The sequence below is a fragment of the Pseudoxanthomonas taiwanensis genome (genome assembly GCF_010093135.1).
Lineage (GTDB): Bacteria > Pseudomonadota > Gammaproteobacteria > Xanthomonadales > Xanthomonadaceae > Pseudoxanthomonas > Pseudoxanthomonas taiwanensis.
The window spans coordinates 38,658-59,367 of the sequence record NZ_PDWK01000002.1 but is presented as its reverse complement, the minus strand read 5'-3'; the positions used below and the strand labels follow the sequence as shown (position 1 = coordinate 59,367).

At 73.5% G+C, this 20,710-nt stretch carries 20 protein-coding genes; 13 read left to right on the top strand and 7 right to left on the bottom strand.

Annotated elements, in window-relative coordinates; genetic code table 11:
• Positions 1-169 precede the first annotated feature (169 nt).
• Positions 170-1,120 (top strand): glutathione synthase, encoded by a 951-nt coding sequence (gene gshB, locus CR938_RS00855; protein WP_162123189.1) that lies wholly within the window; start codon positions 170-172, stop codon positions 1,118-1,120.
• Positions 1,117-1,989, top strand: a complete 873-nt coding sequence (locus tag CR938_RS00850) for an energy transducer TonB family protein (RefSeq protein WP_162123188.1) — start codon at positions 1,117-1,119, stop codon at positions 1,987-1,989. The genes gshB and CR938_RS00850 overlap by 4 nt, the downstream gene beginning before the upstream one ends.
• A 69-nt stretch (positions 1,990-2,058) precedes the next feature.
• Here the strand turns inward: CR938_RS00850 and CR938_RS00845 are convergent, their stop codons facing one another.
• Both CR938_RS00845 and pyk read right to left on the bottom strand, forming a co-directional pair.
• Entirely contained in the window at positions 2,059-3,063 is a 1,005-nt protein-coding gene (locus CR938_RS00845) for a class I fructose-bisphosphate aldolase (protein WP_162123187.1), read from the bottom strand.
• Positions 3,064-3,147: 84 nt separating this feature from the next.
• Complete coding sequence (gene pyk, locus CR938_RS00840) at positions 3,148-4,614, bottom strand: pyruvate kinase (protein ID WP_162123186.1); 1,467 nt, start codon at positions 4,612-4,614, stop codon at positions 3,148-3,150.
• A gap of 258 nt (positions 4,615-4,872) precedes the next feature.
• Here pyk and CR938_RS00835 point away from each other — a divergent pair, with 258 nt between their 5' ends.
• The gene (locus CR938_RS00835; RefSeq protein ID WP_162123185.1) at positions 4,873-5,847 is read left to right on the top strand and encodes a transaldolase; all 975 of its coding nucleotides are present in this window, start codon (positions 4,873-4,875) and stop codon (positions 5,845-5,847) included.
• Positions 5,848-5,909: 62 nt separating this feature from the next.
• Here the strand turns inward: CR938_RS00835 and msrA are convergent, their stop codons facing one another.
• On the bottom strand, positions 5,910-6,548 hold the full coding sequence (msrA, locus tag CR938_RS00830) for a peptide-methionine (S)-S-oxide reductase MsrA (protein ID WP_162123228.1): 639 nt from the start codon (positions 6,546-6,548) through the stop codon (positions 5,910-5,912).
• Positions 6,549-6,584: 36 nt separating this feature from the next.
• Positions 6,585-6,845 carry a putative signal transducing protein gene (locus tag CR938_RS00825; RefSeq protein ID WP_162123184.1) on the bottom strand — a complete coding sequence of 87 codons (261 nt, stop codon included), beginning with the start codon at positions 6,843-6,845 and terminating at the stop codon, positions 6,585-6,587.
• 137 nt (positions 6,846-6,982) lie between these two features.
• Here CR938_RS00825 and CR938_RS00820 point away from each other — a divergent pair, with 137 nt between their 5' ends.
• The 4 genes from CR938_RS00820 to rlmM all read left to right on the top strand — a co-directional run bounded on the left by CR938_RS00820 (position 6,983) and on the right by rlmM (position 10,760).
• Positions 6,983-8,719 carry a glutamine--tRNA ligase/YqeY domain fusion protein gene (locus tag CR938_RS00820; RefSeq protein ID WP_162123183.1) on the top strand — a complete coding sequence of 579 codons (1,737 nt, stop codon included), beginning with the start codon at positions 6,983-6,985 and terminating at the stop codon, positions 8,717-8,719.
• A 76-nt stretch (positions 8,720-8,795) separates the two neighbouring features.
• The gene (locus CR938_RS00815; protein ID WP_162123182.1) at positions 8,796-9,140 is read left to right on the top strand and encodes a hypothetical protein; all 345 of its coding nucleotides are present in this window, start codon (positions 8,796-8,798) and stop codon (positions 9,138-9,140) included.
• 2 nt (positions 9,141-9,142) lie between these two features.
• The gene (locus CR938_RS00810) at positions 9,143-9,703 is read left to right on the top strand and encodes a nucleoside deaminase (RefSeq protein ID WP_162123181.1); all 561 of its coding nucleotides are present in this window, start codon (positions 9,143-9,145) and stop codon (positions 9,701-9,703) included.
• A 4-nt stretch (positions 9,704-9,707) separates the two neighbouring features.
• Complete coding sequence (rlmM, locus tag CR938_RS00805; RefSeq protein WP_162123180.1) at positions 9,708-10,760, top strand: 23S rRNA (cytidine(2498)-2'-O)-methyltransferase RlmM; 1,053 nt, start codon at positions 9,708-9,710, stop codon at positions 10,758-10,760.
• A 13-nt stretch (positions 10,761-10,773) separates the two neighbouring features.
• Here rlmM and CR938_RS00800 read toward each other — a convergent pair whose 3' ends face one another.
• Complete coding sequence (locus CR938_RS00800) at positions 10,774-11,925, bottom strand: Gfo/Idh/MocA family protein (RefSeq protein WP_162123179.1); 1,152 nt, start codon at positions 11,923-11,925, stop codon at positions 10,774-10,776.
• A 189-nt stretch (positions 11,926-12,114) separates the two neighbouring features.
• Between CR938_RS00800 and CR938_RS00795 the strand changes: the two genes are divergently transcribed.
• Positions 12,115-12,831 carry a hypothetical protein gene (locus CR938_RS00795; RefSeq protein ID WP_162123178.1) on the top strand — a complete coding sequence of 239 codons (717 nt, stop codon included), beginning with the start codon at positions 12,115-12,117 and terminating at the stop codon, positions 12,829-12,831.
• Between the two features lie 470 nt (positions 12,832-13,301).
• The gene (locus tag CR938_RS00790; RefSeq protein WP_162123177.1) at positions 13,302-13,691 is read left to right on the top strand and encodes an EF-hand domain-containing protein; all 390 of its coding nucleotides are present in this window, start codon (positions 13,302-13,304) and stop codon (positions 13,689-13,691) included.
• 4 nt (positions 13,692-13,695) lie between these two features.
• Here CR938_RS00790 and CR938_RS00785 read toward each other — a convergent pair whose 3' ends face one another.
• Positions 13,696-14,871 carry an FAD-dependent oxidoreductase gene (locus CR938_RS00785; protein WP_162123176.1) on the bottom strand — a complete coding sequence of 392 codons (1,176 nt, stop codon included), beginning with the start codon at positions 14,869-14,871 and terminating at the stop codon, positions 13,696-13,698.
• Positions 14,868-16,070 carry a 2-octaprenyl-6-methoxyphenyl hydroxylase gene (gene ubiH / locus CR938_RS00780; protein WP_162123175.1) on the bottom strand — a complete coding sequence of 401 codons (1,203 nt, stop codon included), beginning with the start codon at positions 16,068-16,070 and terminating at the stop codon, positions 14,868-14,870. The genes CR938_RS00785 and ubiH overlap by 4 nt, the downstream gene beginning before the upstream one ends.
• 97 nt (positions 16,071-16,167) lie before the next feature.
• Between ubiH and CR938_RS00775 the strand changes: the two genes are divergently transcribed.
• The 4 genes from CR938_RS00775 to lptD all read left to right on the top strand — a co-directional run bounded on the left by CR938_RS00775 (position 16,168) and on the right by lptD (position 20,710).
• The gene (locus CR938_RS00775; protein WP_162123174.1) at positions 16,168-16,758 is read left to right on the top strand and encodes a hypothetical protein; all 591 of its coding nucleotides are present in this window, start codon (positions 16,168-16,170) and stop codon (positions 16,756-16,758) included.
• 21 nt (positions 16,759-16,779) lie between these two features.
• Positions 16,780-17,343 (top strand): cob(I)yrinic acid a,c-diamide adenosyltransferase, encoded by a 564-nt coding sequence (locus CR938_RS00770; RefSeq protein ID WP_162123173.1) that lies wholly within the window; start codon positions 16,780-16,782, stop codon positions 17,341-17,343.
• 55 nt (positions 17,344-17,398) lie between these two features.
• Positions 17,399-18,310, top strand: a complete 912-nt coding sequence (locus tag CR938_RS00765) for a histone deacetylase family protein (RefSeq protein ID WP_162123172.1) — start codon at positions 17,399-17,401, stop codon at positions 18,308-18,310.
• Positions 18,311-18,418: 108 nt separating this feature from the next.
• Positions 18,419-20,710, top strand: coding sequence for an LPS assembly protein LptD (gene lptD / locus CR938_RS00760; RefSeq protein WP_246190923.1), 2,292 nt, complete (start codon positions 18,419-18,421; stop codon positions 20,708-20,710).

The following is a 20,710-nucleotide window of genomic DNA, read 5'->3' as shown; positions in this document are numbered from 1 at the left end:
GCGCTTCTCCCGGCGCCGCTGCGAAGGCCTCTATATCCCAGCACGGCCCGATACTGTCAAGTCCGGCACACGCCGGGATGCGGCGGCGGTCGCAATAACCGGCCGCGCCGGCGCCGGCCGGCGCCACCTTCGGCTACCATCGCAGGTCCCTACCCCGCTGCCGCGCGCCATGGCCCTGGACGTCATCGTCGTGATGGACCCGATCGGGTCGATCAAGATCGCCAAGGACACCACCTTCGCGATGCTGCTGGAGGCCCAGCGGCGCGGGCACCGCCTGCACTATGTGCGTCCCGGCGGGCTGGCCGTGCGCGACGGCCGCGCGGTGGCCGTGGCCGCGCCGCTGCGGGTGCGCGAGGATCCGGCCGGCTGGCACGAGCTGGGGCGGTTCGCGGAACTGGCCTTCGGCCCCGGCCAGGTGGTGCTGATGCGCAAGGACCCGCCGGTCGACGCCGAATACCTGTACGACACCCAGATCCTGGACCTGGCGCGCCTGGCCGGCGCGCAGGTGGTCAACGACCCGCGCGGCCTGCGCGACTTCAACGAGAAGCTGGCGGCGATGCTGTTCCCGCAGTGCTGCCCGCCGACCCGGATCAGCCGCGACCCGGCCGAGCTGAAGGCCTTCGCGATCGAGCACGGCAAGGTCGTGCTCAAGCCCCTGGACGGCATGGGCGGGCGCTCGATCTTCCTCAGCCAGCCCGGCGATCCCAACCTGAACGTGATCCTGGAGACCCTGACCGGGGGCGGCCGCAGGCTCGCCCTGGCCCAGCGCTACATCCCGGAGATCGTCCACGGCGACAAGCGCATCCTGCTGATCGACGGCGAGCCGGTGGAGTACTGCCTGGCGCGCATCCCGCAGGGCGACGAATTCCGCGGCAACCTGGCCGCCGGCGGCCGCGGCGAGGGTCGCCCGCTGTCCGAGCGCGACCGCTGGATCGCCGCCCAGGTCGGCCCGGAGATGCGCCGGCGCGGCATGCGCTTCGTCGGCCTGGACGTGATCGGCGACTGGCTGACCGAGGTCAACGTCACCAGCCCCACCTGCGTGCGCGAGCTGGACGCCCAGTTCGGCATCAACATCGCCGGGCGCCTGTTCGACGCCATCGAGGCCGGACCGCCGGCATGAGCACGGCGCCCGTCACCCCGCCGCGGATCGGCCCGCAGCAGCGACTGAACGCCACGGTGGTGCTGTCGCTGCTGGTCCACGGCATCCTGGTCCTGGGCCTGGGCTTCGCCTTCGGCGACGAGGCGCCGATGGTGCCGACCCTGGACGTGATCTTCAGCCAGACCAGCACCCCGCTGACGCCCGAGCAGGCCGACTTCCTGGCCCAGGCCAACAACCGCGGCGGCGGCGAGCACGACCAGGCCCGGCGTCCGCGCGAGATGCAGGCCGGCAGCGTGCCGCTGGCCGAGCCCGGCCAAGCGCCGGAGCCGGCCCGCGCCAGCGCCATGGAGGCGCCGCCGCCGCAGGCCCGGGTGGTGGCCACCCGCCGCGGCGGGGATCCGGTGCCGGTGGCCCAGCCCGAGCAGCCGGTGGACGCGCCGCTGCCGCCGGTCAGCCCCGAGCGCGCCGCCCGCGACGCGGAGATGGCGCGCCTGGCCGCCGAGGTCTACCTTCGCTCGGAGCTGTACGCCCGGCGCCCCACCCGCAAGTTCGTCTCCGCCAGTACCCGGGAATACCACTACGCCAACTACCTGCGGGCCTGGGTGGACCGGGTCGAGCGGATCGGCAACCTCAACTACCCGGACGAGGCGCGCCGGCGCCGGCTGGGCGGCCAGGTGGTGCTGAGCGTGGGCGTGCGCCGCGACGGCAGCGTGGATAGCGCGCGCATCCTGCGCTCCAGCGGCACCCCGCTGCTGGACGAGAGCGCGATCCGCATCGTCCACCTGGCCGAACCGTTCCCGCCGCTGCCGGATGCCGGCGACGGCGTGGACATCCTGCACGTGACCCGCACCTGGGTGTTCAAGCCCGGCGGCGAGATGCTAACCGAATAGGCCCTCCCCGGGACCGGGAAACGCCGGCGCGGAGGCCGGCGTCTCCGGAGGGACGGCGGGCGCGGCCCTTCAGCCTTCCCACCTGCCCAGCGCGGCCAGGCCGTTGTCGCGGGCGCGGGCGTAGACGGTTTCCTGGGCCTTGCGCCAGTTGCCCTGCATGTCCTGGGCCCACAGCTTCAGCGCGGCCTGCTGCATGGCCCGGCCGTAGGAGAAGCTCAGCGGCCACGGGTTCGGGCCCAGGCGGTTCATCGCGTCCAGGTGCGCGGTGGCGGCCTCGTCGCTCTGCCCGCCGGACAGGAACACGATGCCCGGCAGGATCGCCGGCACGGTGCTCTTGAGGCACATCAGGGTGGACTCGGCCACCTCCTGCACGTCGGCCTGCTCCGGACAGTCCTTGCCGGAGATGACCATCGAGGCCTTGAGGATGGTGCCTTCCAGCAGCACGTTCTGCTCGTACAGGGCGGCGAACAGCGAGCGCAGCACGGCCTCGGTGACCTCGTAGCAGGTCTCGATGTCGTGGTCGCCGTCCATCAGCACCTCCGGCTCGACCATCGGCACCAGGCCCTGCTCCTGGCAAAGCGCCGCGTAGCGGGCCAGGGCGTGGGTGTTGGCGTCGATGCAGGTGCCGGTGGGAATGTCCTCGCCGATGTTGATCACCGCACGCCACTTGGCGAAGCGCGCGCCCAGGCGGTAGTACTCCTCCAGGCGGCCGCGCAGGCCGTCCAGGCCCTCGGTGACCAGCTCGCCGGGGAAACCGGCCAGCGGCACGGTGCCCTTGTCCACCTTGATTCCGGGGATCATGCCGTGCTCGGCCATGTATCTGGCGAAGGGCACGCCGTCGCGGGTGGACTGGCGCAGGGTCTCGTCGTAGAGGATGGCGCCGGAGATGTGCTCGGACAGCTTCGGCGTGGTCAGCAGCAGCTCGCGGTAGGCGCGGCGGTTCTCCTCGGTGTTCTCGATACCGACCGCGGCAAAGCGCTTGCCGATGGTGGCGGTGGATTCGTCGATCGCGATGATGCCCTTGCCCGGGGCGACCATCGCCTGGGCGGTCTCGGCAAGCTGCTCGATGCTCATGGTTTCCTGCGCACGCGGACGGGGAGAGGGGCGGCGATTATAGCCGCCCCCGCGCGCCCACCCGGCCACGGCCGCCGGAAGCGGTTACAGCTCGCCCAGGCCGCTGGCCTTGCCGTCGGCGCCGACCTCGAGCAGGCGCAGGGTGTTGGTCGCGCCGTGGGTCTCCATGCGCTCGCCACTGGTGAAGATCACCCGCTCGCCCGGCTTGAGCAGGCCGGCCTCCACCAGCAGGCGGATGCAGCCGCGCCCGGCCTCGCCCGGGGTCTGCCCCCGGCTGTCGTAGTCCACCGGGAACACGTCGCGCATCAGGGCCATGCGCCGGCGCGCGCCGGCGTGGCGGGAGAAGGCGTAGATCGGGGCGCGGGCGCGGAAGCGCGAGAGGAAGCGGGCGGTGCCGCCGGACTCGGTCATGGCCACGATGGCGCTCACGCCCACGTGCTCGGACAGGAACATGCTGGCCATGGCGATGGCCTGGTCGGCACGCTCCAGGTTGCGCGGCGCCTTGCTGAAGTCCACCTCGGTCTGGAACTGGCGCTCGGCGCCCAGGCAGATGCGGGCCATGGTCTCGACCGCGCGCACCGGATAGGCGCCGGCGGCGGTCTCGGCCGAGAGCATCACCGCATCGGTGCCGTCGATCACCGCGTTGGCCACGTCCAGCACCTCGGCACGGGTCGGGATCGGGCTTTCCACCATGGACTGCAGCATCTGCGTGGCGGTGATCACGACCTTGTTCTGGGCCAGGGCCTCGCGGATGATCTTCTTCTGCAGGCCCGGCAGCTCGGCGTCACCGATTTCCACGCCCAGGTCGCCGCGCGCGACCATCACCACGTCCGAGGCCTCGACGATCTCGGACAGGTTGCGCACCGCCTCGGTGCGCTCGATCTTGGCCACCAGCGACGCGTCGCTGCCGTGCTCGCGGGCGATGCGCCGCGCCTCCTCCATGTCCTCGGCGTTGCGGCAGAAGGACACGGCGATGAAGTCCACGCCCAGTCCGGCGACGTAGGCGATCAGCTCGCGGTCGCGGTCGGTCAGCGCGCCCAGCGACAGGCCGCCGCCGAGCTTGTTCAGGCCCTTGCGGTCGGACAGCACGCCGTCGTTGAGCACGGTGGTGACGATGCGGCGCCCCTGCACCTGCTCCACGCGCAGCTGCACCAGGCCGTCGTCCAGCAGCAGCACATCGCCCGGGGCGACGTCGTCGGGCAGGCCCAGGTAGCTGACGCCCACCCGGGTGGCGTCGCCCGGCGGTGCGTCGGCCTCGGCCACCAGGTCGAAGCGGGCGCCGGCCTGCAGCGTCACCTTGCCCTCGGCGAAGCGCTCGATGCGGATCTTCGGGCCCGGCAGGTCAGCGAGGATGCCCACTTCCACACCCTGGCGGCGGGCGGCGGCGCGCACCTCCTCGGCGCGGCGCGCCTGCCCAGACGGATCGCCGTGGGAGAAATTGAGGCGGACGACATTGACCCCGGCGCGCAGCAGCGCGTCCAGCACCCCGGGCGGGTCGGTAGCCGGACCGAGGGTGGCGAGGATCTTGGTGCGACGCAGGCGATCGGTCATGGAGGCTTGGCCGGAAGGAAGGCGGAGAAAGCTTACACAGCGCGCACATCCGCGGCCGTGCCCTTGCGCACGCCCGCGCCATACGCACGGGAAGGGAAGCGGCGCCCCACCGCGGTCTCCCCGTGGCTGGCGAAATCCCTTCCTGATAACGCTACCATAGCCCGGACGGCATCCGCACCACCGGCGCCCACCCCGCGTCCACCCCGGTGCGGCTACGCTCCGCCGTCGTCGTCCCTCCAACCGTTTCCGAGCCAGGTCATGACCGCCAACGCTTCCACTCCGTCCCGCTTGCAGCAGTTGCGCGAACTGTCCGTGGTCGTCGCCGACACCGGCGACTACGACGCCATCGCCCGGCTGCGCCCGGTCGACTGCACGACCAACCCCACGCTGGTGAAAAAGGCGCTGGGCCTGCCGGTGTACGCCGACCTGATCGAGCGCGAGCTGGCCTGGGCCCGCTCCCGGTCCGGCGACCGTCGCGCCCTGGTGGACGAGGTGGCCGACCGCCTGACCGTGGGCGTGGGCGCCATGCTCGCCGCGCTGGTGCCCGGCCGGGTGTCCACCGAGGTGGATGCCGACCTGGCCCACGACACCGCCGCCACCGTGGCCAAGGCGCGCAAGTTCATCGCCATGTACGCCGAGCGCGGCGTCCCGCGCGAAAAGGTGCTGATCAAGGTGGCCGCCACCTGGGAGGGCGTGGAGGCCGCGCGCCAGCTGCAGGCCGAGGGCATCGACTGCAACCTGACCCTGATCTTCAACCCGACCCAGGCCATCGCCTGCGCCGAGGCCGGCGCGTTCCTGATCTCGCCGTTCGTCGGCCGCATCCTCGACTGGCACAAGGCCCGCGGCCAGGTGCCGGCCAGCATCGACGAGGACCCGGGCGTGCGCTTCGTGCGCGGCGTCTACGACGAATTCAAGCGGCGCGGCGCGGCCACCGTGGTGATGGGCGCCTCGTTCCGCTCGGTGGACCAGGTGCTGGCCCTGGCCGGCTGCGACCGCCTGACCATCTCGCCGGAGCTGCTGGAGCAGCTGGACAGCTCCACCGGCACGGTGGAGCGGAAGCTGGGGCCGCCGCCGCGCGAGCAGCGCACCCCCGCTCCGGTGCCCGCCGAGCGCTTCGCCGCCGACCTGGCCGCCGACGCCATGGCCTCGGAGAAGCTGGCCGAGGGCATCGCCGCCTTCGCCCGCGACCTGGACGCGCTGCGCAACGACATCGCCGCGCGCCTGGGGGCCTGACCCGCCCCGCCACCGCGCAGGCCGCCCGGACGGGGTGGCCTGCGCGCATCCGGCGCCCGGCTTCAGAGCGGGCAGGCCACCCCGGTGCCGCCCAGGCCGCAGTAGCCGTCCGGGTGCTTGGACAGGTACTGCTGGTGCTCGTCCTCGGCGTAGTAGAACGGCGGCGGCGGGTACGCGATGACGGTGGTGATCTCGCCCAGCCCGGCCCGGTGCAGCTCCGCCTGGTAGGCGGCGCGGCTGGCCGTGGCCGCCTGGTACTGGGCGCGGGTGTGGCAGTGGATCACCGAGCGGTACTGGGTGCCCACGTCGTTGCCCTGGCGCATGCCCTGGGTCGGGTCGTGGCCTTCCCAGAACAGCCGCAGCAGCGTGGCGAAGTCCACCTGCGCCGGGTCGTACACCACCCGCACCACCTCGGCGTGGCCGGTGCGGCCGGAACAGACCTCGCGGTAGGTCGGATTGGGGGTGCCGCCGCCGGCGTAGCCGGCCGCCGTGGTGTACACCCCCGGCAGCTGCCAGAAGCGGCGCTCGGCGCCCCAGAAGCAGCCCATGCCGAACTCGACGGTCTCCATCCCCGGGAAGTCGCCGCGCAGCGGCCGGCCGTGGACGTGGTGGACGTTGTGCAGCGGCAGCGGGGCGTCGCGGCCGGGCAGCAGGTCCTGCGGGCGCGGCATGCGCTGCCTGTACGCCCCCACGCCCAGCAGCGTTTCCAGGCTCATGGCGGGTCTCCTTCCGGTGGTTCAGGCCGGCAGCAGGCCGGGAACGGGGTCCGCGGCCGGCCCGTCGGGGCCGCCGCGCAGGCCTGCGGCCTGCAGGGCGGCGTCGGCCTCCGGCCAGGCCGCGTCGGGCACGCACACCCGCAGCACGCCGAACACCGGCAGCTCGCCGGCCGCCCCCAGCAGATCCTCACCGAAGACGAAGGCCGGCACGCCGGCGTCCTCCAGCACGTGCCGGGCCAGGTGGGCGTCGATCAGGTTGTGGGCGCGGTAGGCGACCTTCATGGCGGGGCTCCGGCGCGGTCGGGACGGCCCGAGCATACGCCCGCCGCCGTTACCGCGCCCTGACGCCCCTGCCCGTCCCCCGAACCGGGGCGCCGGGGGTCGGCTAAACTTGCGGTTTGCATTCCGCTGCCCACGCCATGTCCGAAAACGCCACGCCCGCCTCCGAGACCCCGGAAAAGCGCGATTTCATCCGCCAGATCGTCCGCGAGGACCTGGCCAGCGGCAAGCACACCGCGATCCGCACGCGCTTTCCGCCCGAACCCAACGGTTACCTGCACATCGGCCACGCCAAGGCGATCTGCCTGGACTTCGGCATCGCCGAGGAGTTCGGCGGCCGCTGCAACCTGCGCTTCGACGACACCAATCCGGCCAAGGAGGACCCCGAGTTCGTCCGCGCCATCCAGGAGGACGTGCGCTGGCTGGGCTTCGAATGGGCCAGCCTGCGCCATGCCTCGGACTACTTCGAGGTCTACTACCTGGCCGCCGAGAAGCTGATCCGCGACGGCAAGGCCTACGTCTGCGACCTGTCGCCCGAGCAGGTGCGCGAGTACCGCGGCACCCTCACCGAGCCGGGCCGCGAGTCGCCGTACCGCAACCGCAGCGTCGAGGAGAACCTGGACCTGTTCCGGCGGATGCGCGCCGGCGAGTTCCCGGAAGGCAGCCGCACCCTGCGCGCCAAGATCGACATGGCCAGCGGCAACATGAACCTGCGCGACCCGGCCCTGTACCGGATCAAGCACATGCCGCACCCGATCGCCGGCGACGGCTGGTGCATCTACCCGATGTACGACTTCGCCCACGCCCTGGGCGACGCCATCGAGGGCATCACCCACTCGCTGTGCACCCTGGAGTTCGAGGACCACCGCCCGCTGTACGACTGGTGCGTGGACAACGTGGACCTGGCCGGCCACCCCGAGCTGCTGGAGCCGCTGAAGGCCAAGGGCCTGCCGATCGAGGCCGCCAAGCCGCGCCAGATCGAGTTCTCGCGCCTGAACATCAACTACACGGTGATGAGCAAGCGCAAGCTCACCCAGCTGGTGGCCGAGGGCCTGGTGGACGGCTGGGACGATCCGCGCATGTACACCCTGCAAGGCCTGCGCCGGCGCGGCTACACGCCCGCGTCGCTGCGCATGCTGGTGGACCGGGTGGGCATTTCCAAGCAGAACTCGGTGATCGACTTCTCGGTGCTGGAAGGCTGCCTGCGCGAGGATCTGGACGCGCGCGCGCCGCGCCGGCTGGCGGTGCTGGACCCGCTGAAGCTGGTCATCACCAACCTGCCGGAGGACCACGAGGAGCAGCTCACCTTCGCCAACCATCCCAAGGACGAGTCGCTGGGCCAGCGCCTGGTGCCGTTCTCGCGCGAGCTGTGGATCGAACGCGACGACTTCGCCGAGGTCCCGCCCAAGGGCTTCAAGCGTCTGGTGCCGGGCGGCGAGGTGCGCCTGCGCGGCGCCGGCATCTTCCGCTGCGACGAGGTGGTCAAGGACCAGGCCGGCAACGTGGTCGAGCTGCGCGGCTGGCTGGACCCGGAGTCGCGTCCGGGCATGGAAGGCGCCAACCGCAAGGTCAAGGGCACCATCCACTGGGTCAGCGCGCGCCACGCCGTGGCCGCCGAGGTGCGCCTGTACGACCGGCTGTTCACCGTGCCGGACCCGGACGCCGGCGAGGACGGCAGGACCTACCGCGACTACATCAACCCCGACTCGCGCCGCATCGTCACCGGCTACGTCGAGCCGGCCGCCGCCGCCGCCGAGCCGGAGCAGTCGTTCCAGTTCGAGCGGCTGGGCTACTTCGTGGCCGACCGCTACGACCATGCGCCGGGCCGTCCGGTATTCAACCGCAGCGTGACCCTGCGCGACACGTGGGCGGGCTGACCCGCCCGGCACGGCCGCGGCCGTGCCAGCCGCGGCGGGCCCCCGGCCCGCCCGCGCCAACCGGGAGGGCCGTGCCATGAAACACGCCGTCATCGCCCTGCTGCTGGTCCTGGCCGGCTGCGCCGCGCCGCCCCCGGCCGCCCCCGCCGGGCCGGCCGCCCCCGCCTCGCCGCTGGCCCCGGACCGTTCCTGCCGCAGCGACGCCGACTGCGTGGTGAAGAACGTGGGCAACTGCTGCGGCGCCATGCCGGCCTGCGTCCACCGCGACGCCGCGGTGGACCCGGCCGCGGTGCAGGCGCAGTGCCGCGCCGACGGGCGCATGGACGTGTGCGGCTTCCCCGAGATCGGCGGCTGCCGGTGCGTGCAGGGCCGGTGCCAGGCCCTGCCGGCCCGCTACGACCCCAACGCTTCCGGAAACTGAGCATGCTCTACGCCCAGGTACACCTGACCCTGCCGGCCTGGATCCACGAGGTCGTGGACCCGGCCGCCACCTACGAAAGCGACGAGGCCAAGGTGGCGCTGGCCATCGAGCTGTCGCGCCGCAACGTGGAGGCACGCTCGGGCGGCCCGTTCGGCGCGGTGGTATTCGGCCCCGACCACCGCGTCATCGCCGCCGGCGTCAACCGCGTGGTGCCCCACGCCACCTCGCTGGCGCACGCCGAGAACATGGCCTACATGCTCGCCCAGCAGCGCCTGCAGGCGCCGCGCCTGAACGAGGTGCTTTCGCCGGTGACCCTGGCCACCTCCTCGCAGCCCTGCTGCCAGTGCTACGGCGCCACCATCTGGGCGGGCATCGACCGCCTGCTGATCGGCGCGCGCGCCGAGGACGTGATGGAGCTGACCGAGTTCGACGAGGGCCCGCTGCCGGCCGACTGGATCGGCGAGCTGGAGCGGCGCGGCATCACCGTGGTCCGTGACCTCCTGCGCGAACAGGCGCGCCAGGTGCTGCGCGCCTATGGCGAAGGCGGCGGCGAGCGCTACTGACGCCATGCACGGCCTGCTGTGCTACTGCCGCCAGGGCTTCGAATCCGACCTGGCCGCCGAACTGGGCGAACGCGCCGCCGCGGCCGGCGTGCCCGGCTACGCGCGCGCCGAGCGCGACGCGGGCCACGTGCGCTTCATCACCGCCGACGCCGGAGATGCCGCCGCGCTGGCCCGCGCCCTGCCCTTCCGCGACCTGGTCTTCGCCCGGCAGAAGCTGCGCCTGCTGGCCGAACTGCGCGGCCTGGATCCGAAGGACCGGCTGGGCCCGCTGCTGGCCGCGCTGCCGCCCGGCCTGCGTCTGGGCGAGGCCTGGGTGGAGCATCCGGACACCGATGCGGGCAAGCCGCTGTCGGCGCTGGCGCGCAGCTTCGGCAACGCGCTGCGCCCGGCCCTGCGCAAGGCCGGTGTGCTGGCGGCCGGGAGCGATCCGCACCTGCCGCGCCTGCATGTGTGCTTCCTGGCGGGCGACCACGCCCTGCTGGCCCTGGCCGACCCGCGCGACAGCGCCCCCTGGCCGCTGGGCATCCCGCGCCTGAAGCTGCACCCGGACGCGCCCTCGCGCTCGGCGCTGAAGCTGGAGGAGGCCTTCCTGGTGCTGCTGGACGCGGCCGAACGCGAGCAGCTGCTGCGCCCGGGCATGAGCGCCGCCGACCTGGGCGCCGCGCCCGGCGGCTGGACCTGGGTGCTGACCCGCCACCACGTGCGCGTGTGGGCCATCGACAACGGCCCGCTGCGCCAGCACGTGCTGGACAGCGGCCTGGTCGAGCACCTGCGCGCCGACGGCTTCCGCTGGCAGCCGCCCGGGCCGCTGGACTGGCTGGTCTGCGACATGGTCGAGCAGCCCAGCCGGGTGGCCGCGCGCATGGCGCAGTGGTTCGCCCATGGCTGGTGCCGTCAGGCGGTGTTCAACCTCAAGCTGCCGATGAAGAAGCGCTGGCAGGAAACCCGGCTGTGCCTGGACCTGTTCCGCGAGCAGGCCGGGCGCCCGCTGCGGGTGCGCACGCGCCAGCTGTACCACGACCGCGAGGAGATCACGGTGTTCGCGCGGCCGGCCTGAGCCGGCGCGCCGGTCATTCCCGCGCCAGCTCGATGCGTTGCCCGCCGGCGCGGGCCGAGGCGTAGACCGCGTCCACCACGCGCATGTCGCGCAGGCCCTCCTCGCCCGGCACCAGCGGCGCGGTGCCCCGGAGGATGGCCAGGGCATCGTCGTCCATCTGCCTGGCCTGCTGGTGCGGCACGCTGTCGGCGAAGGTCTGCCCGTCGCTGGTACGGCCGCGCAGGCCGCTGTAGGTCTGGAACGGCGAGAGCTCGTACCAGCCGCGCTCGCAGTCCACGCGCAGGTGGTTCATGGCCTGGCCGAAGCTGGTGGCGCACTCGGCCACCGTGCCGTCGGCGAACTCCAGGGTGAAATGCATGGTCTCGTCCACGCCCTCGAACAGGTGTGGACGGTGGATCTCCTGGCGCGCACGCACCGCCACCGGCTCCTGCCCGGTGCAGTAGCGGGCGGCGTTGAGCGCGTACACCCCCATGTCGTACATGGCCCCGCCGCCGTGCTGCGGCAGCAGCCGCCACGGCTTGCGGGCCGGATCCACGTCGTCGTAGGCGTGGAAGCCGGCCTCGGCACGGACCTGGAGGATGCGGCCGTAGGGCCGCTCGCGGGCCATGGCCATCAGCCGGCGCGTGGTCGGCTCGTGCTGCAGGCGATAGCCGATGGTCAGCTGCACGCCGGCGCGGCGGCAGGCCTCGATCATGGCGCGCGCCTCCTGCGCGTCCATCGCCATCGGCTTCTCGCACCACACGTGCTTGCCGGCGGCGGCCGCGCGCAGGGTCAGCGGCAGGGGCAGGTCGTTGGGCGTGACGATGTAGACCGCCTGGATGTCCGGGTTGTCGGCGATGCGGTCGAAGTCGTCGTAGCTGTAGACGTTGCGGTCGGGGATGCCGTAGCGGCGCTGCCACTCCGGGATCTTGTGCGGCGAGCCGGTGACGATGCCGGCCAGGTGGCAGTGGCGGGTCAGCTGCAGGCCCGGCGCCAGGCGGGTGCTGGCGGAGTGGCCCAGCCCGACCAGGGCCACGCCCACCGAGTCCTTGCGCCGCGGCACGGACGCGGCGCCGGATGTCCCGGCCACCGGCGCCGCCCGCGCGGCAGGCGGCAGGGCGGCGCCGATCCCGGCGCCGGCGATGGCGGCCAGCAGTTCGCGGCGGGTGCGTCCCTGGGGTCCCATGGCTTCCTCCGGATGGACGAGCGCAGGCATGCGGGCCGCACGACGATGCCACAGCCTGGGCCGCGGCGCGAACGGCGGCATGCGTCACATCCCTGGCGGGCCTGTGAAGGCGGCCGCGGGCACGGTTTCGGGCATTCTCATGCCCTGCGAGGCCGCCGGCCGATACTGCCGCACCGGGAGGAAGCCGCCATGCCCCACCTCGAACTCCGCGACCCGTCCGCCTTCGCCGACGAATTCCTGCGCCAGATGCTGCTGCAGGGCTTCGGCGCGCTGGGCAAGCGCGACCTGGAGCTGCTGGTGTTCGTGCTGCTGGAGCGCGACGGCGCCATCGACCGCGCCGCCAGCAACCACACCGCCGCCGCGCAGCTGCGGGTGACCCCGGCGAAACTGCGCACGCTGCGCCGCGACGGCTATGCGCGCTGGCGGCAGCTGGTGGATGAACCGGCCGACCAGGCCCTGCGCCGCATCCTCGGCCACGTGCTGACCGAGGCCAACCTGCGTGCCGGCGCGCGCCATGTCAGCGAGCGCAGCCGCAAGGGCGGCTTCCTGGCCGTGCGCATCGAGCACCCGGACGACCGCGCCCGTTTCGAGCAGGCCATCCTCGACGCCGGCGGCCTGCCGGTGTACGAGCGCAACCGCGAGGTGCTGGCGGTGCGCTTCGACACCCTGGTGGCCCTGGCCGAGCGCAGCGGCTTCCTGCAGCCGGACACCGAGGCGGTGGTGCGCCGGCTGCGCGAGCTGGCCCCGGCCTCGCAGGAGCTGGCCGAGCTGCTGCGCAAGGACCTGGCGCAGATCGGCTGGCAGGACGTGCGCAACGCGCTCAACAGCCTGGGCGCCCGGGCCGGGGCCGGCAGCGCCGAGGGTGCGCTGCGCAACCTCCTCAGGCTGGTCTTCCCCTTCCTGTGAACACCGGCGACCGGTCCCTCTGTGCACGGACCGCGTGAACGGCGACGCCCCGCCCGGCCGCGACGGATGCGCCCGGGCGGGGGCGCCGGATGGTCGTGGCGGACGATGCGACGCCCCTGATCGCCCGTCTCGCACGTGGTGCTCGAACGCCGGCACGGACATGCCGGCCGGGTCGCCGCGGACGCGGCTCCTACAGGGGCGGGTGGCGACGCCTGTCCGCTCGCGGCGGATGCGCCCGGGGGGAGCACCGGATGGTCGTCGCGGACGACGCGATGCCCCCGATCGCCCATCTCGCACGTGGCGCTCGAACGCCGGCACGGACATGCCGGCCGGATCGCCGCGGACGCGGCTCCCTGCAGGGCGCAGCCCGGCCGCGAGGAACGCATCCGCGCCGGGGAGCCGGGCGGGTTTACCGGCACTTCATTGTCGCCGCGCCAGCATTTGGCCGTGTCCATGGGGAGATGCATGCCATGCGCGTTTCCGTCCTGCCCTGCTCCTGCGCCGGCCTGCTGCTGGCCGCCCACGCCCTCGCCTTCGACGGCCCCGGATCCGGCGCGGTCCAGGCCCTGCCGCTGCCCGAGACCACGCCCGCGCCGCAGGGCCAGCCGCTGCAACGCCAGACCGGCATGGTGGTGCTGCCCCGCGACCACGACGAGAAGATCGTGGTCCGTTCGGTCGAGCCGGACAGCGTCGTCGGCGACTACCGCATCGACTTCGAGGCGATGGACGCCAACGGTGACGGCATGATCGACCGCCGCGAAGCGGCGGCCAACCCCACCCTGCTGGACGAGTTCCGCGCGGTGGACGCCAACAACGACGGCCGCCTGGACCGCGAGGAACTGTCCGGCTGGATCCGCTAGCGGCTCATACGCCGGCGGCGTGCCGCCACAGCGCGCGCCGCACCGGCGGCAGGCGCCCGGCCAGGCCCAGCAGCGGTCCGCGCACCAGCACGGCGGCCGGGTGCTCGTTGGAGTAGAGCCGGTTGATCGCCTCGAAGGCGTGCGCCGAGAGCACGTTGTCGGCGCGGCGCGTGCGCGCCCAGCGCTGCAGGCGGTGCGGCGCGCACCAGTCCACGTGCCGGCGCGCCGCCTCCTCCACCGTGGCCAGCAGGGCGGCCACGTCGCGCAGGCCCAGGTTCACGCCCTGTCCGGCCAGTGGATGCACCACGTGCGCCGCGTCGCCCAGCAGCAGCACGCGCCCGGCCACCTGCTGCCGGGCCAGCTGCCGGCGCAGCGGGAAGGCGGCACGGCGCGACACCGGCCACACCCGGCCCAGGCGCGCCGCCGAGGCGTCGGTCAGGGCCACGGCGAAGGCCTCATCGTCCAGCGCCAGCACGCGCGCGGCCTCCTCCTGCGGCAGGGTCCACACGATCGAGCAGCGTCCCTCGGTGAAGGGCAGGAAAGCCAGCGGCCCGCCGGGCAGGAAGCGCTGCCAGGCGGTGTCCTCGTGCGGGCGCTCGGTCCCGATGTAGGCAACCACGCCGCGCTGGCCGTAGTCGTGCGCGTCCACCTCCACCCCGGCCATGCGCCGCAGCGCCGAGGCCGCGCCGTCGGCGGCCACGGCCAGGCGCGCGTCCAGGCGGGTGCCGTCGTCCAGGCGCAGGCGCACGCCGGCCGCGTCCTGCTCCAGCGACTCGACCCTGCCCGGGCAGTGCACGCGCACGCCCGCCGCCGGCAGGGCCGCGCGCAGGCGCTCGATCAGCAGGTCGTTCTCCACGATCCAGCCCAGCGCCGGGCGGCCCAGGGTGCCGGCGTCGAAGGCCAGCTCGCCGCCGCCGGCCGCGTCCCACACGCGCATGCGGTGGTAGGGCTGGACGCGCGCGGCCAGCACCTGCGGCCACACCTCCAGGCGGGCCAGCAGGTCGGCCGCGTCCGGTGCCAGCGCTACCACGCGCAGGCCCGGCTCGGCCCGCGACCAGGACGGCGCCGGCTGCGGATCCACCAGCGCCACCTCCAGGCCGGCGCGCGCCAGGGCCAGGGCACAGGCCGCGCCGACCACGCCGCCGCCGGCGACCACCACGTCCAGGCGCACGCGGCTCATCGGCACAGCTCCGGCACGTCGCCGCGCAGGCCCATGGCCCCGCCCACCAGCCAGGCCTGTAGCCAGGCGGCGCGGTCGGCCGCCAGCAGGCCCAGGCTGCGCAGCGGACGCAGCAGCGGCGAGGGGTTGGAGGTCAGCCGCGCCAGGCCGTCGGAGAAGGCCAGGGTGCGTTCGCGGTCGGCCTGGCGCTGTCGCACATGGCGCGCCAGGAGGGCCTCGTCGCCCGGGTCGCCGGCATGGGCGCGCAGCAGCCCGGCCAGGGGCAGGGCGTCGCGCAGGCCCAGGTTGAAGCCCTGGGCGCCGATCGGATGCACGGTCTGCGCGGCGTTGCCCAGCAGCACCGCACGCGGCGCGGCCAGTGCCGCGGCCACCACCCGTGCGATCGGGTAGGCGCTGCGCGGGCCGGATTCGAGGAAGCGGCCGGCGCGCCAGCCGAACACGTCCTGGATGCGCTGCAGCCAGCCACGCTCGTCCAATGCCGCCACGGCCTCGGCCTGCGCCGTGGGCACGCCGTGGACGATGCCGAAGGCGCGGTCGCCGCGCGGCAGCAGCGCGGTCGGGCCGCTGGCGGTAAAGCGTTCCCAGGCGGTGCCGTCGGGCGCGCGGCTGGCGCGCACGCGCGCCACGAACAGGGTCTGGCCGTAGTCGTGGCGCTGCACGCCGATGCCCAGGGCCTGGCGCACCCCGCTGGCGGTGCCGTCGGCGGCCACCAGCAGGCGCGCGTCCAGGCGCAGCTCCCCGCCCTCGGCGGTGGCCAGGCGCACCCGGCGCAGCCCGCCCTCGCCCGGCTCCAGGCCGAGGAAGCGCGCCGGCCGGTAACGGGTCAGGCGCCCCACCCGCGCCAGGCGCGCCTCCAGTGCCTGGCCGAAGTCGCGCGCCACCACGATCCGGCCGAAGCACTCGCGGCCGTAGTCGGCCGCCTCCAGCTTCACGCTGCCGAAATCGCCGGCGCGGCTGACGTGGATGCGGCGCACCGGCCCGGTGGGCGCGCGCAGCTGCTCCATCACGCCCAGGGCGGTGAGGGCGTTGACCGAGGCGGCGGCCAGGCTGAGGTTGCGCTGGTCGAACACCGCCGGCAGCTCGCCGGGCGGAGTGGCCTCGACCAGGGCCACGTCCAGGGGCAGCCCGTCGAGGGCGATCGCCAGGCTGGCGCCGACCAGGCCGCCGCCGACGATGAGCACGTCATGGGTGGGGATCATCGGCACATGATACGCGCCAGCGCCGCCGTTCCCGCCGCGCGCCGCCGGCGGCCGGGGTCGGCTAGAATGCCGGTCGAGTCTTCACCCACCGTGTGCCATGACCGCCAACACGTCCCGCTTCTTCCTTCTGTCCGTCCTGGCCCTGCTGATGGCCGCCTCGCGTGCGCACGTGTTCGACCATTTCTCGCCGCCGGACGCCACCTGGGCGGTGTTCTTCGTCGGCGGCTTCCTGCTGCGCGGCTGGGGCCGCGCGGTGTTCCCGCTGCTGATGGCGCTGGCCATGGGCATCGACTGGGTGGTGATCTCCAGCCACAGCATGGCCTTCTGGGACCACTACTGCGTCTCGGCCGCCTACTGGGGCCTGATCCCGGCCTACGGTCTGCTGTGGATGGGCGGCTCCTGGCTGCGCCGCCACTACCGGGGCGCCGACCTGGCCGCGGCCGGCCGCCTGCTGGCCGCCTTCCTGGTCGCCGTGACCGCCTGCCAGCTCGTGGCCCAGGGCACCTTCTACTGGTACAGCGGCGTGGTCGCCGAGCCGACCCTGGCCGGCTGGTGGCAGAACTTCCTCGACTGGCTGCCGGGCTACATGGGCACCGCCGCGGGCTACACCGCCATCGCCGCGGTGCTGCAGGTGGCCGCCGAGCGCGTGGCCCCACTGCTGCGCGCCGCCCGCGCCGCGCAGCACTGAGCCTCCCGCCGGTCGCCTGGCATGGGCCACCGCCTGTCCAAGATCTACACCCGCACCGGTGACGACGGCAGCACCGGGCTGGGCGACGGCACCCGCACCGGCAAGGACGCCCCGCGCGTGGCCGCCTACGGCACGGTGGACGAGGCCAACTCGGCCATCGGCGTGGTGCTGGCCGCGCCGGGCGTGCCGGAGGACGTGCGCGACCTGCTGACCGCCATCCAGCACCAGCTGTTCGACCTGGGCGGGGAGCTGTGCATCCCCGGCCACACCGCCATCACCGACGCCGACGTGGAGGCGCTGGAGCGGCACCTGGACCGCTACAACGCCGGCCTGCCGCCGCTGAAGGACTTCATCCTGCCGGCCGGCGGCGAGGCCGCCGCACGCTGCCACCTGGCCCGCACCATCGTCCGCCGCGCCGAGCGCGAGGCGGTGGCCCTGTCGCGGGCCGAGGCGGTGCGGCCGCAGGCGCTGCGCTACCTCAACCGCCTGTCCGACCTGCTGTTCGTGCTGGCGCGGGTGCTGGCCCGGGCCGACGGCCAGGGCGAGGTGCTGTGGCGCCGCGAGCGCCGGCACGCCCCGGACTGACCCCCTCCGCGTCGCCCCGGTGGCGCCGGCGTCCGGCCCGCGGTAGCTTGGCCGGATGCTCGTCTTCACCCACCCGGCCTGCCTGGCCCACGATCCCGGCCCCGACCACCCCGAGCGCCCCGAGCGGCTGCAGGCGGTGCTGCAGGCCCTGCACCACTCCGGCCTGGAGCTGGCCTGGCGCGAGGCACCGCCGGCACGCCGCGGCGACCTGCGCCGGGTCCACGAGGCCGCGCTGATCGACCAGGTGCTGGCGGCGGTGGAAGCGGGCACGGTGGTGTCCCTGGACGACGACACCCGGCTCTCGCCCGGCTCGGCGCAGGCGGCGCTGCACGCGGCCGGGGCCGGGGTGGCGGCGGTGGACGCGCTGATGGCCGGCGAGGACGCCGTGGCCTTCTGCGCGGTGCGCCCGCCCGGGCACCACGCCTCGGCCGACACCGCGATGGGCTTCTGCCTGCTCAACAACATCGCCGTGGCCGCGGCCCACGCCCGCGACCAGCACGGGCTGGAGCGCATCGCCATCGTCGACTTCGACGTGCACCATGGCAACGGCACCCAGGCCATCTTCCGCGACGAGCCGAAGGTGGCCTACCTGAGCAGCCACCAGTCCGATCTGTACCCGCTCACCGGCCGCGGCCACGAGCGCGGCGCCGGCAACCTGTACAACGTGCTGCTGCCGCCGGGGGCCGGCAGCTTCCAGTTCCGCAACGCCTGGGCCGACGAGCTGCTGCCGGCGCTGGACGCGTTCGCCCCGCAGCTGCTGCTGGTCTCGGCCGGCTTCGACGCGCACATGGCCGACCCCCTGGCCGACCTGATGCTGGACGCCGACGACTTCGCCTGGCTCACCGCCGAGCTGCGTACCATCGCCCGGCGCCACGCCGGCGGGCGCGTGGGGTCCATGCTGGAAGGCGGCTACCAGCCGGAGGCGCTGGCCGAGTCGGTGGTCGCCCACCTCAGGGCACTGGGCTGAAGTCCGCCGGCGCATGAATCGCGGCCGCCCCAGGCGGCCGCCTTTCATTGCCCCCATGCACCCCCTTCCTGCAAGCTACGGCCGTTTTTTCCCCGGATACCCGAGCCCGTGCGATTCCCCCTGCGCCTGCTGCCGCTCCCGCTCGCCATCGCCGTGTGCCTGCCGGCCGCGGCCGAGGACAAGCCGCTGAGCTGGGCCCTGTGCCCGGCCGGCGACATCGTCCCCCCGTTCGATGACGCGCCCCCGGCGGCGGCCGGCGCGGTCGCGCGCGACCAGCAACCGACCGAGATCGAGGGCGACAGCCTCTCCGGCACCCAGACCCCCCCGCAGTACCAGGGCAACGTGGCCCTGGTCCGCGGCGACCAGTTCCTCGGCACCGACGCGCTGCGCTTCGACGTGGAAAGCGGCACCTACGTGGCCGAGGGCAACGTCCGCTACCAGGACTCCGGCATCCGCATCGTCGCCGACCGCGCCGAGGGCAACCAGGACGAGGACACCCACGTCATCACCAACGTCCGCTACCAGCTGGTGGACCGGCGCGGCAACGGCGGCGCCGAATCGATCCGCCTGCATGGCCCGCTGGGGCAGATGCACCACTCCACCTACAGCACCTGCGATCCGTCGCAGCAGGCCTGGGAGCTGCGCGCCCAGCGCATCGACGTGGACAACGACGAGGGCTTCGGCGTGGCCCGCAACGCGGTGCTGCGCCTGGGCCGCTTCCCGGTGCTGTACGTGCCGTGGTTCAAGTTCCCGGTGGACGACCGCCGCCGCACCGGCCTGCTGTACCCGTCGGTGAGCATGTCCGGCCGCAACGGCTTCGACTACCGCCAGCCGGTCTACCTCAACCTGGCGCCGAACTACGACGCCACCCTGACCCCGCGCCTGATGACCAAGCGCGGCTTCATGCTGGACGCCGAATTCCGCTACCTGTACGGCAAGGGCCGCGGCACCTTCGACGCCAGCTACATGCCCGACGACGACCTGCGCGACCGCGACCGCGGCCGCTTCTCCTTCAACGGCTACCACAACCTGGACGCGCACTGGCAGGCGCGCGCCAACGTCGGCTGGGTCAGCGACGACCGCTACGTGGAGGACTTCAGCAACCGCCTGGCAGGCGTCTCGGCCTCCTACCTGCAGAGCACCGCCGGCGTGTTCGGCACCGGCCAGTACTGGACGGCCGGGGCCATGGCCGAGCACTTCCAGCTGACCGACTACACGCTGACCGACGCCAACCTGCCGTACAGCCGCCTGCCGCGCGCCTACGTCAACTGGGAGCAGCCGCTGGGCCGCTGGCTGGACGCGGGCCTGTGGGCGGAGGCGGTGAACTTCCACCACAGCGTGCGCGACGGCGGCCGCCGCCTGGACCTCAAGCCCTCGATCTCCGCACGCCTGGGCGGGCCGGCCTGGTACCTGACCCCGACCCTGGCCTGGCGCTACACCGCCTACCAGCTGGAGTCCGGCCTGGCCGACAGCCTGGGCGGCGACCGCAACCCGACCCGCAGCCTGCCGATCGGCAGCGTGGACGCCGGCGTGTACTTCGACCGCGAGGTCACCTGGGGCGGCAACGCCTACCTGAACACGCTCGAGCCGCGCGTGTTCTACCTGTACGCGCCCTACCGCGACCAGGACGGGCTGCCGCTGTTCGACACCCGCCCGTTCACCTTCAGCTGGGGCCAGCTGTTCCGCGACAACCGCTACTCCGGCGCCGACCGCCAGACCGACGCCAACCAGCTCACCGTGGCCCTGAGCACGCGCCTGATCCGGCAGTCGGACGGCCGCGAGAAGCTGTCGGCCAGCATCGGCCAGATCCGCTACTTCGAGGACTCGCGCGTGGTCGCGGCCGGCGAGACCCCGGTCGAGCGCGGCAAGTCGGCCTGGGTGGCCGACGCCAACTACGTGGTCAACGACCGCTGGACCCTGGGCACCTCCTACCAGTGGGACCCCAAGTTCCGCCGCGAGGACCTGGCCAGCATCCGCGCCCGCTACCTGTGGCCGGACGACGGCGTGGTCAACCTCAGCTACCGCTACCGCCGTGGCCTGCTGGAGCAGGCCGACGCCTCCTTCCTCTATCCGATCAACCAGACCTGGAGCGTGGTGGGCCGGTACTACCACTCCCTCCAGGACGACAAGCTGCTGGAGGCCATCGCCGGCGTGCAGTGGGACAGCTGCTGCCTGGCCGTGCGCGCCCTGGCCCGCCGCTACGTACGCAACCGCGAGGGCGACCTGGACAACGCCATTCAGGTGGAGTTCGTGCTCAAGGGCCTGGGTTCGGCCGGCCAGGACACGGAGCGCACCCTGCGGCGTGCTATTCTCGGCTACCACCGCGACGACCTGTACCTGGTCCCGCCCAGCAACACCACGCCCGATCCGGACGACTACGATCCGAACCTCATTCCCTGA

What these genes read in the sequence shown, in the direction of transcription:
- gshB (WP_162123189.1), top strand. Translation starts at nt 170, where the DNA reads ATGGCCCTGGACGTCATCGTCGTGATGGACCCGATCGGGTCGATCAAG.
- CR938_RS00850 (WP_162123188.1), top strand. Translation starts at nt 1,117, where the DNA reads ATGAGCACGGCGCCCGTCACCCCGCCGCGGATCGGCCCGCAGCAGCGA.
- CR938_RS00845 (WP_162123187.1), bottom strand. Translation starts at nt 3,063, where the DNA reads ATGAGCATCGAGCAGCTTGCCGAGACCGCCCAGGCGATGGTCGCCCCG.
- pyk (WP_162123186.1), bottom strand. Translation starts at nt 4,614, where the DNA reads ATGACCGATCGCCTGCGTCGCACCAAGATCCTCGCCACCCTCGGTCCG.
- CR938_RS00835 (WP_162123185.1), top strand. Translation starts at nt 4,873, where the DNA reads ATGACCGCCAACGCTTCCACTCCGTCCCGCTTGCAGCAGTTGCGCGAA.
- CR938_RS00825 (WP_162123184.1), bottom strand. Translation starts at nt 6,845, where the DNA reads ATGAAGGTCGCCTACCGCGCCCACAACCTGATCGACGCCCACCTGGCC.
- CR938_RS00820 (WP_162123183.1), top strand. Translation starts at nt 6,983, where the DNA reads ATGTCCGAAAACGCCACGCCCGCCTCCGAGACCCCGGAAAAGCGCGAT.
- CR938_RS00815 (WP_162123182.1), top strand. Translation starts at nt 8,796, where the DNA reads ATGAAACACGCCGTCATCGCCCTGCTGCTGGTCCTGGCCGGCTGCGCC.
- CR938_RS00810 (WP_162123181.1), top strand. Translation starts at nt 9,143, where the DNA reads ATGCTCTACGCCCAGGTACACCTGACCCTGCCGGCCTGGATCCACGAG.
- rlmM (WP_162123180.1), top strand. Translation starts at nt 9,708, where the DNA reads ATGCACGGCCTGCTGTGCTACTGCCGCCAGGGCTTCGAATCCGACCTG.
- CR938_RS00800 (WP_162123179.1), bottom strand. Translation starts at nt 11,925, where the DNA reads ATGGGACCCCAGGGACGCACCCGCCGCGAACTGCTGGCCGCCATCGCC.
- CR938_RS00795 (WP_162123178.1), top strand. Translation starts at nt 12,115, where the DNA reads ATGCCCCACCTCGAACTCCGCGACCCGTCCGCCTTCGCCGACGAATTC.
- CR938_RS00790 (WP_162123177.1), top strand. Translation starts at nt 13,302, where the DNA reads ATGCGCGTTTCCGTCCTGCCCTGCTCCTGCGCCGGCCTGCTGCTGGCC.
- CR938_RS00785 (WP_162123176.1), bottom strand. Translation starts at nt 14,871, where the DNA reads ATGAGCCGCGTGCGCCTGGACGTGGTGGTCGCCGGCGGCGGCGTGGTC.
- ubiH (WP_162123175.1), bottom strand. Translation starts at nt 16,070, where the DNA reads ATGATCCCCACCCATGACGTGCTCATCGTCGGCGGCGGCCTGGTCGGC.
- CR938_RS00775 (WP_162123174.1), top strand. Translation starts at nt 16,168, where the DNA reads ATGACCGCCAACACGTCCCGCTTCTTCCTTCTGTCCGTCCTGGCCCTG.
- CR938_RS00770 (WP_162123173.1), top strand. Translation starts at nt 16,780, where the DNA reads ATGGGCCACCGCCTGTCCAAGATCTACACCCGCACCGGTGACGACGGC.
- CR938_RS00765 (WP_162123172.1), top strand. Translation starts at nt 17,399, where the DNA reads ATGCTCGTCTTCACCCACCCGGCCTGCCTGGCCCACGATCCCGGCCCC.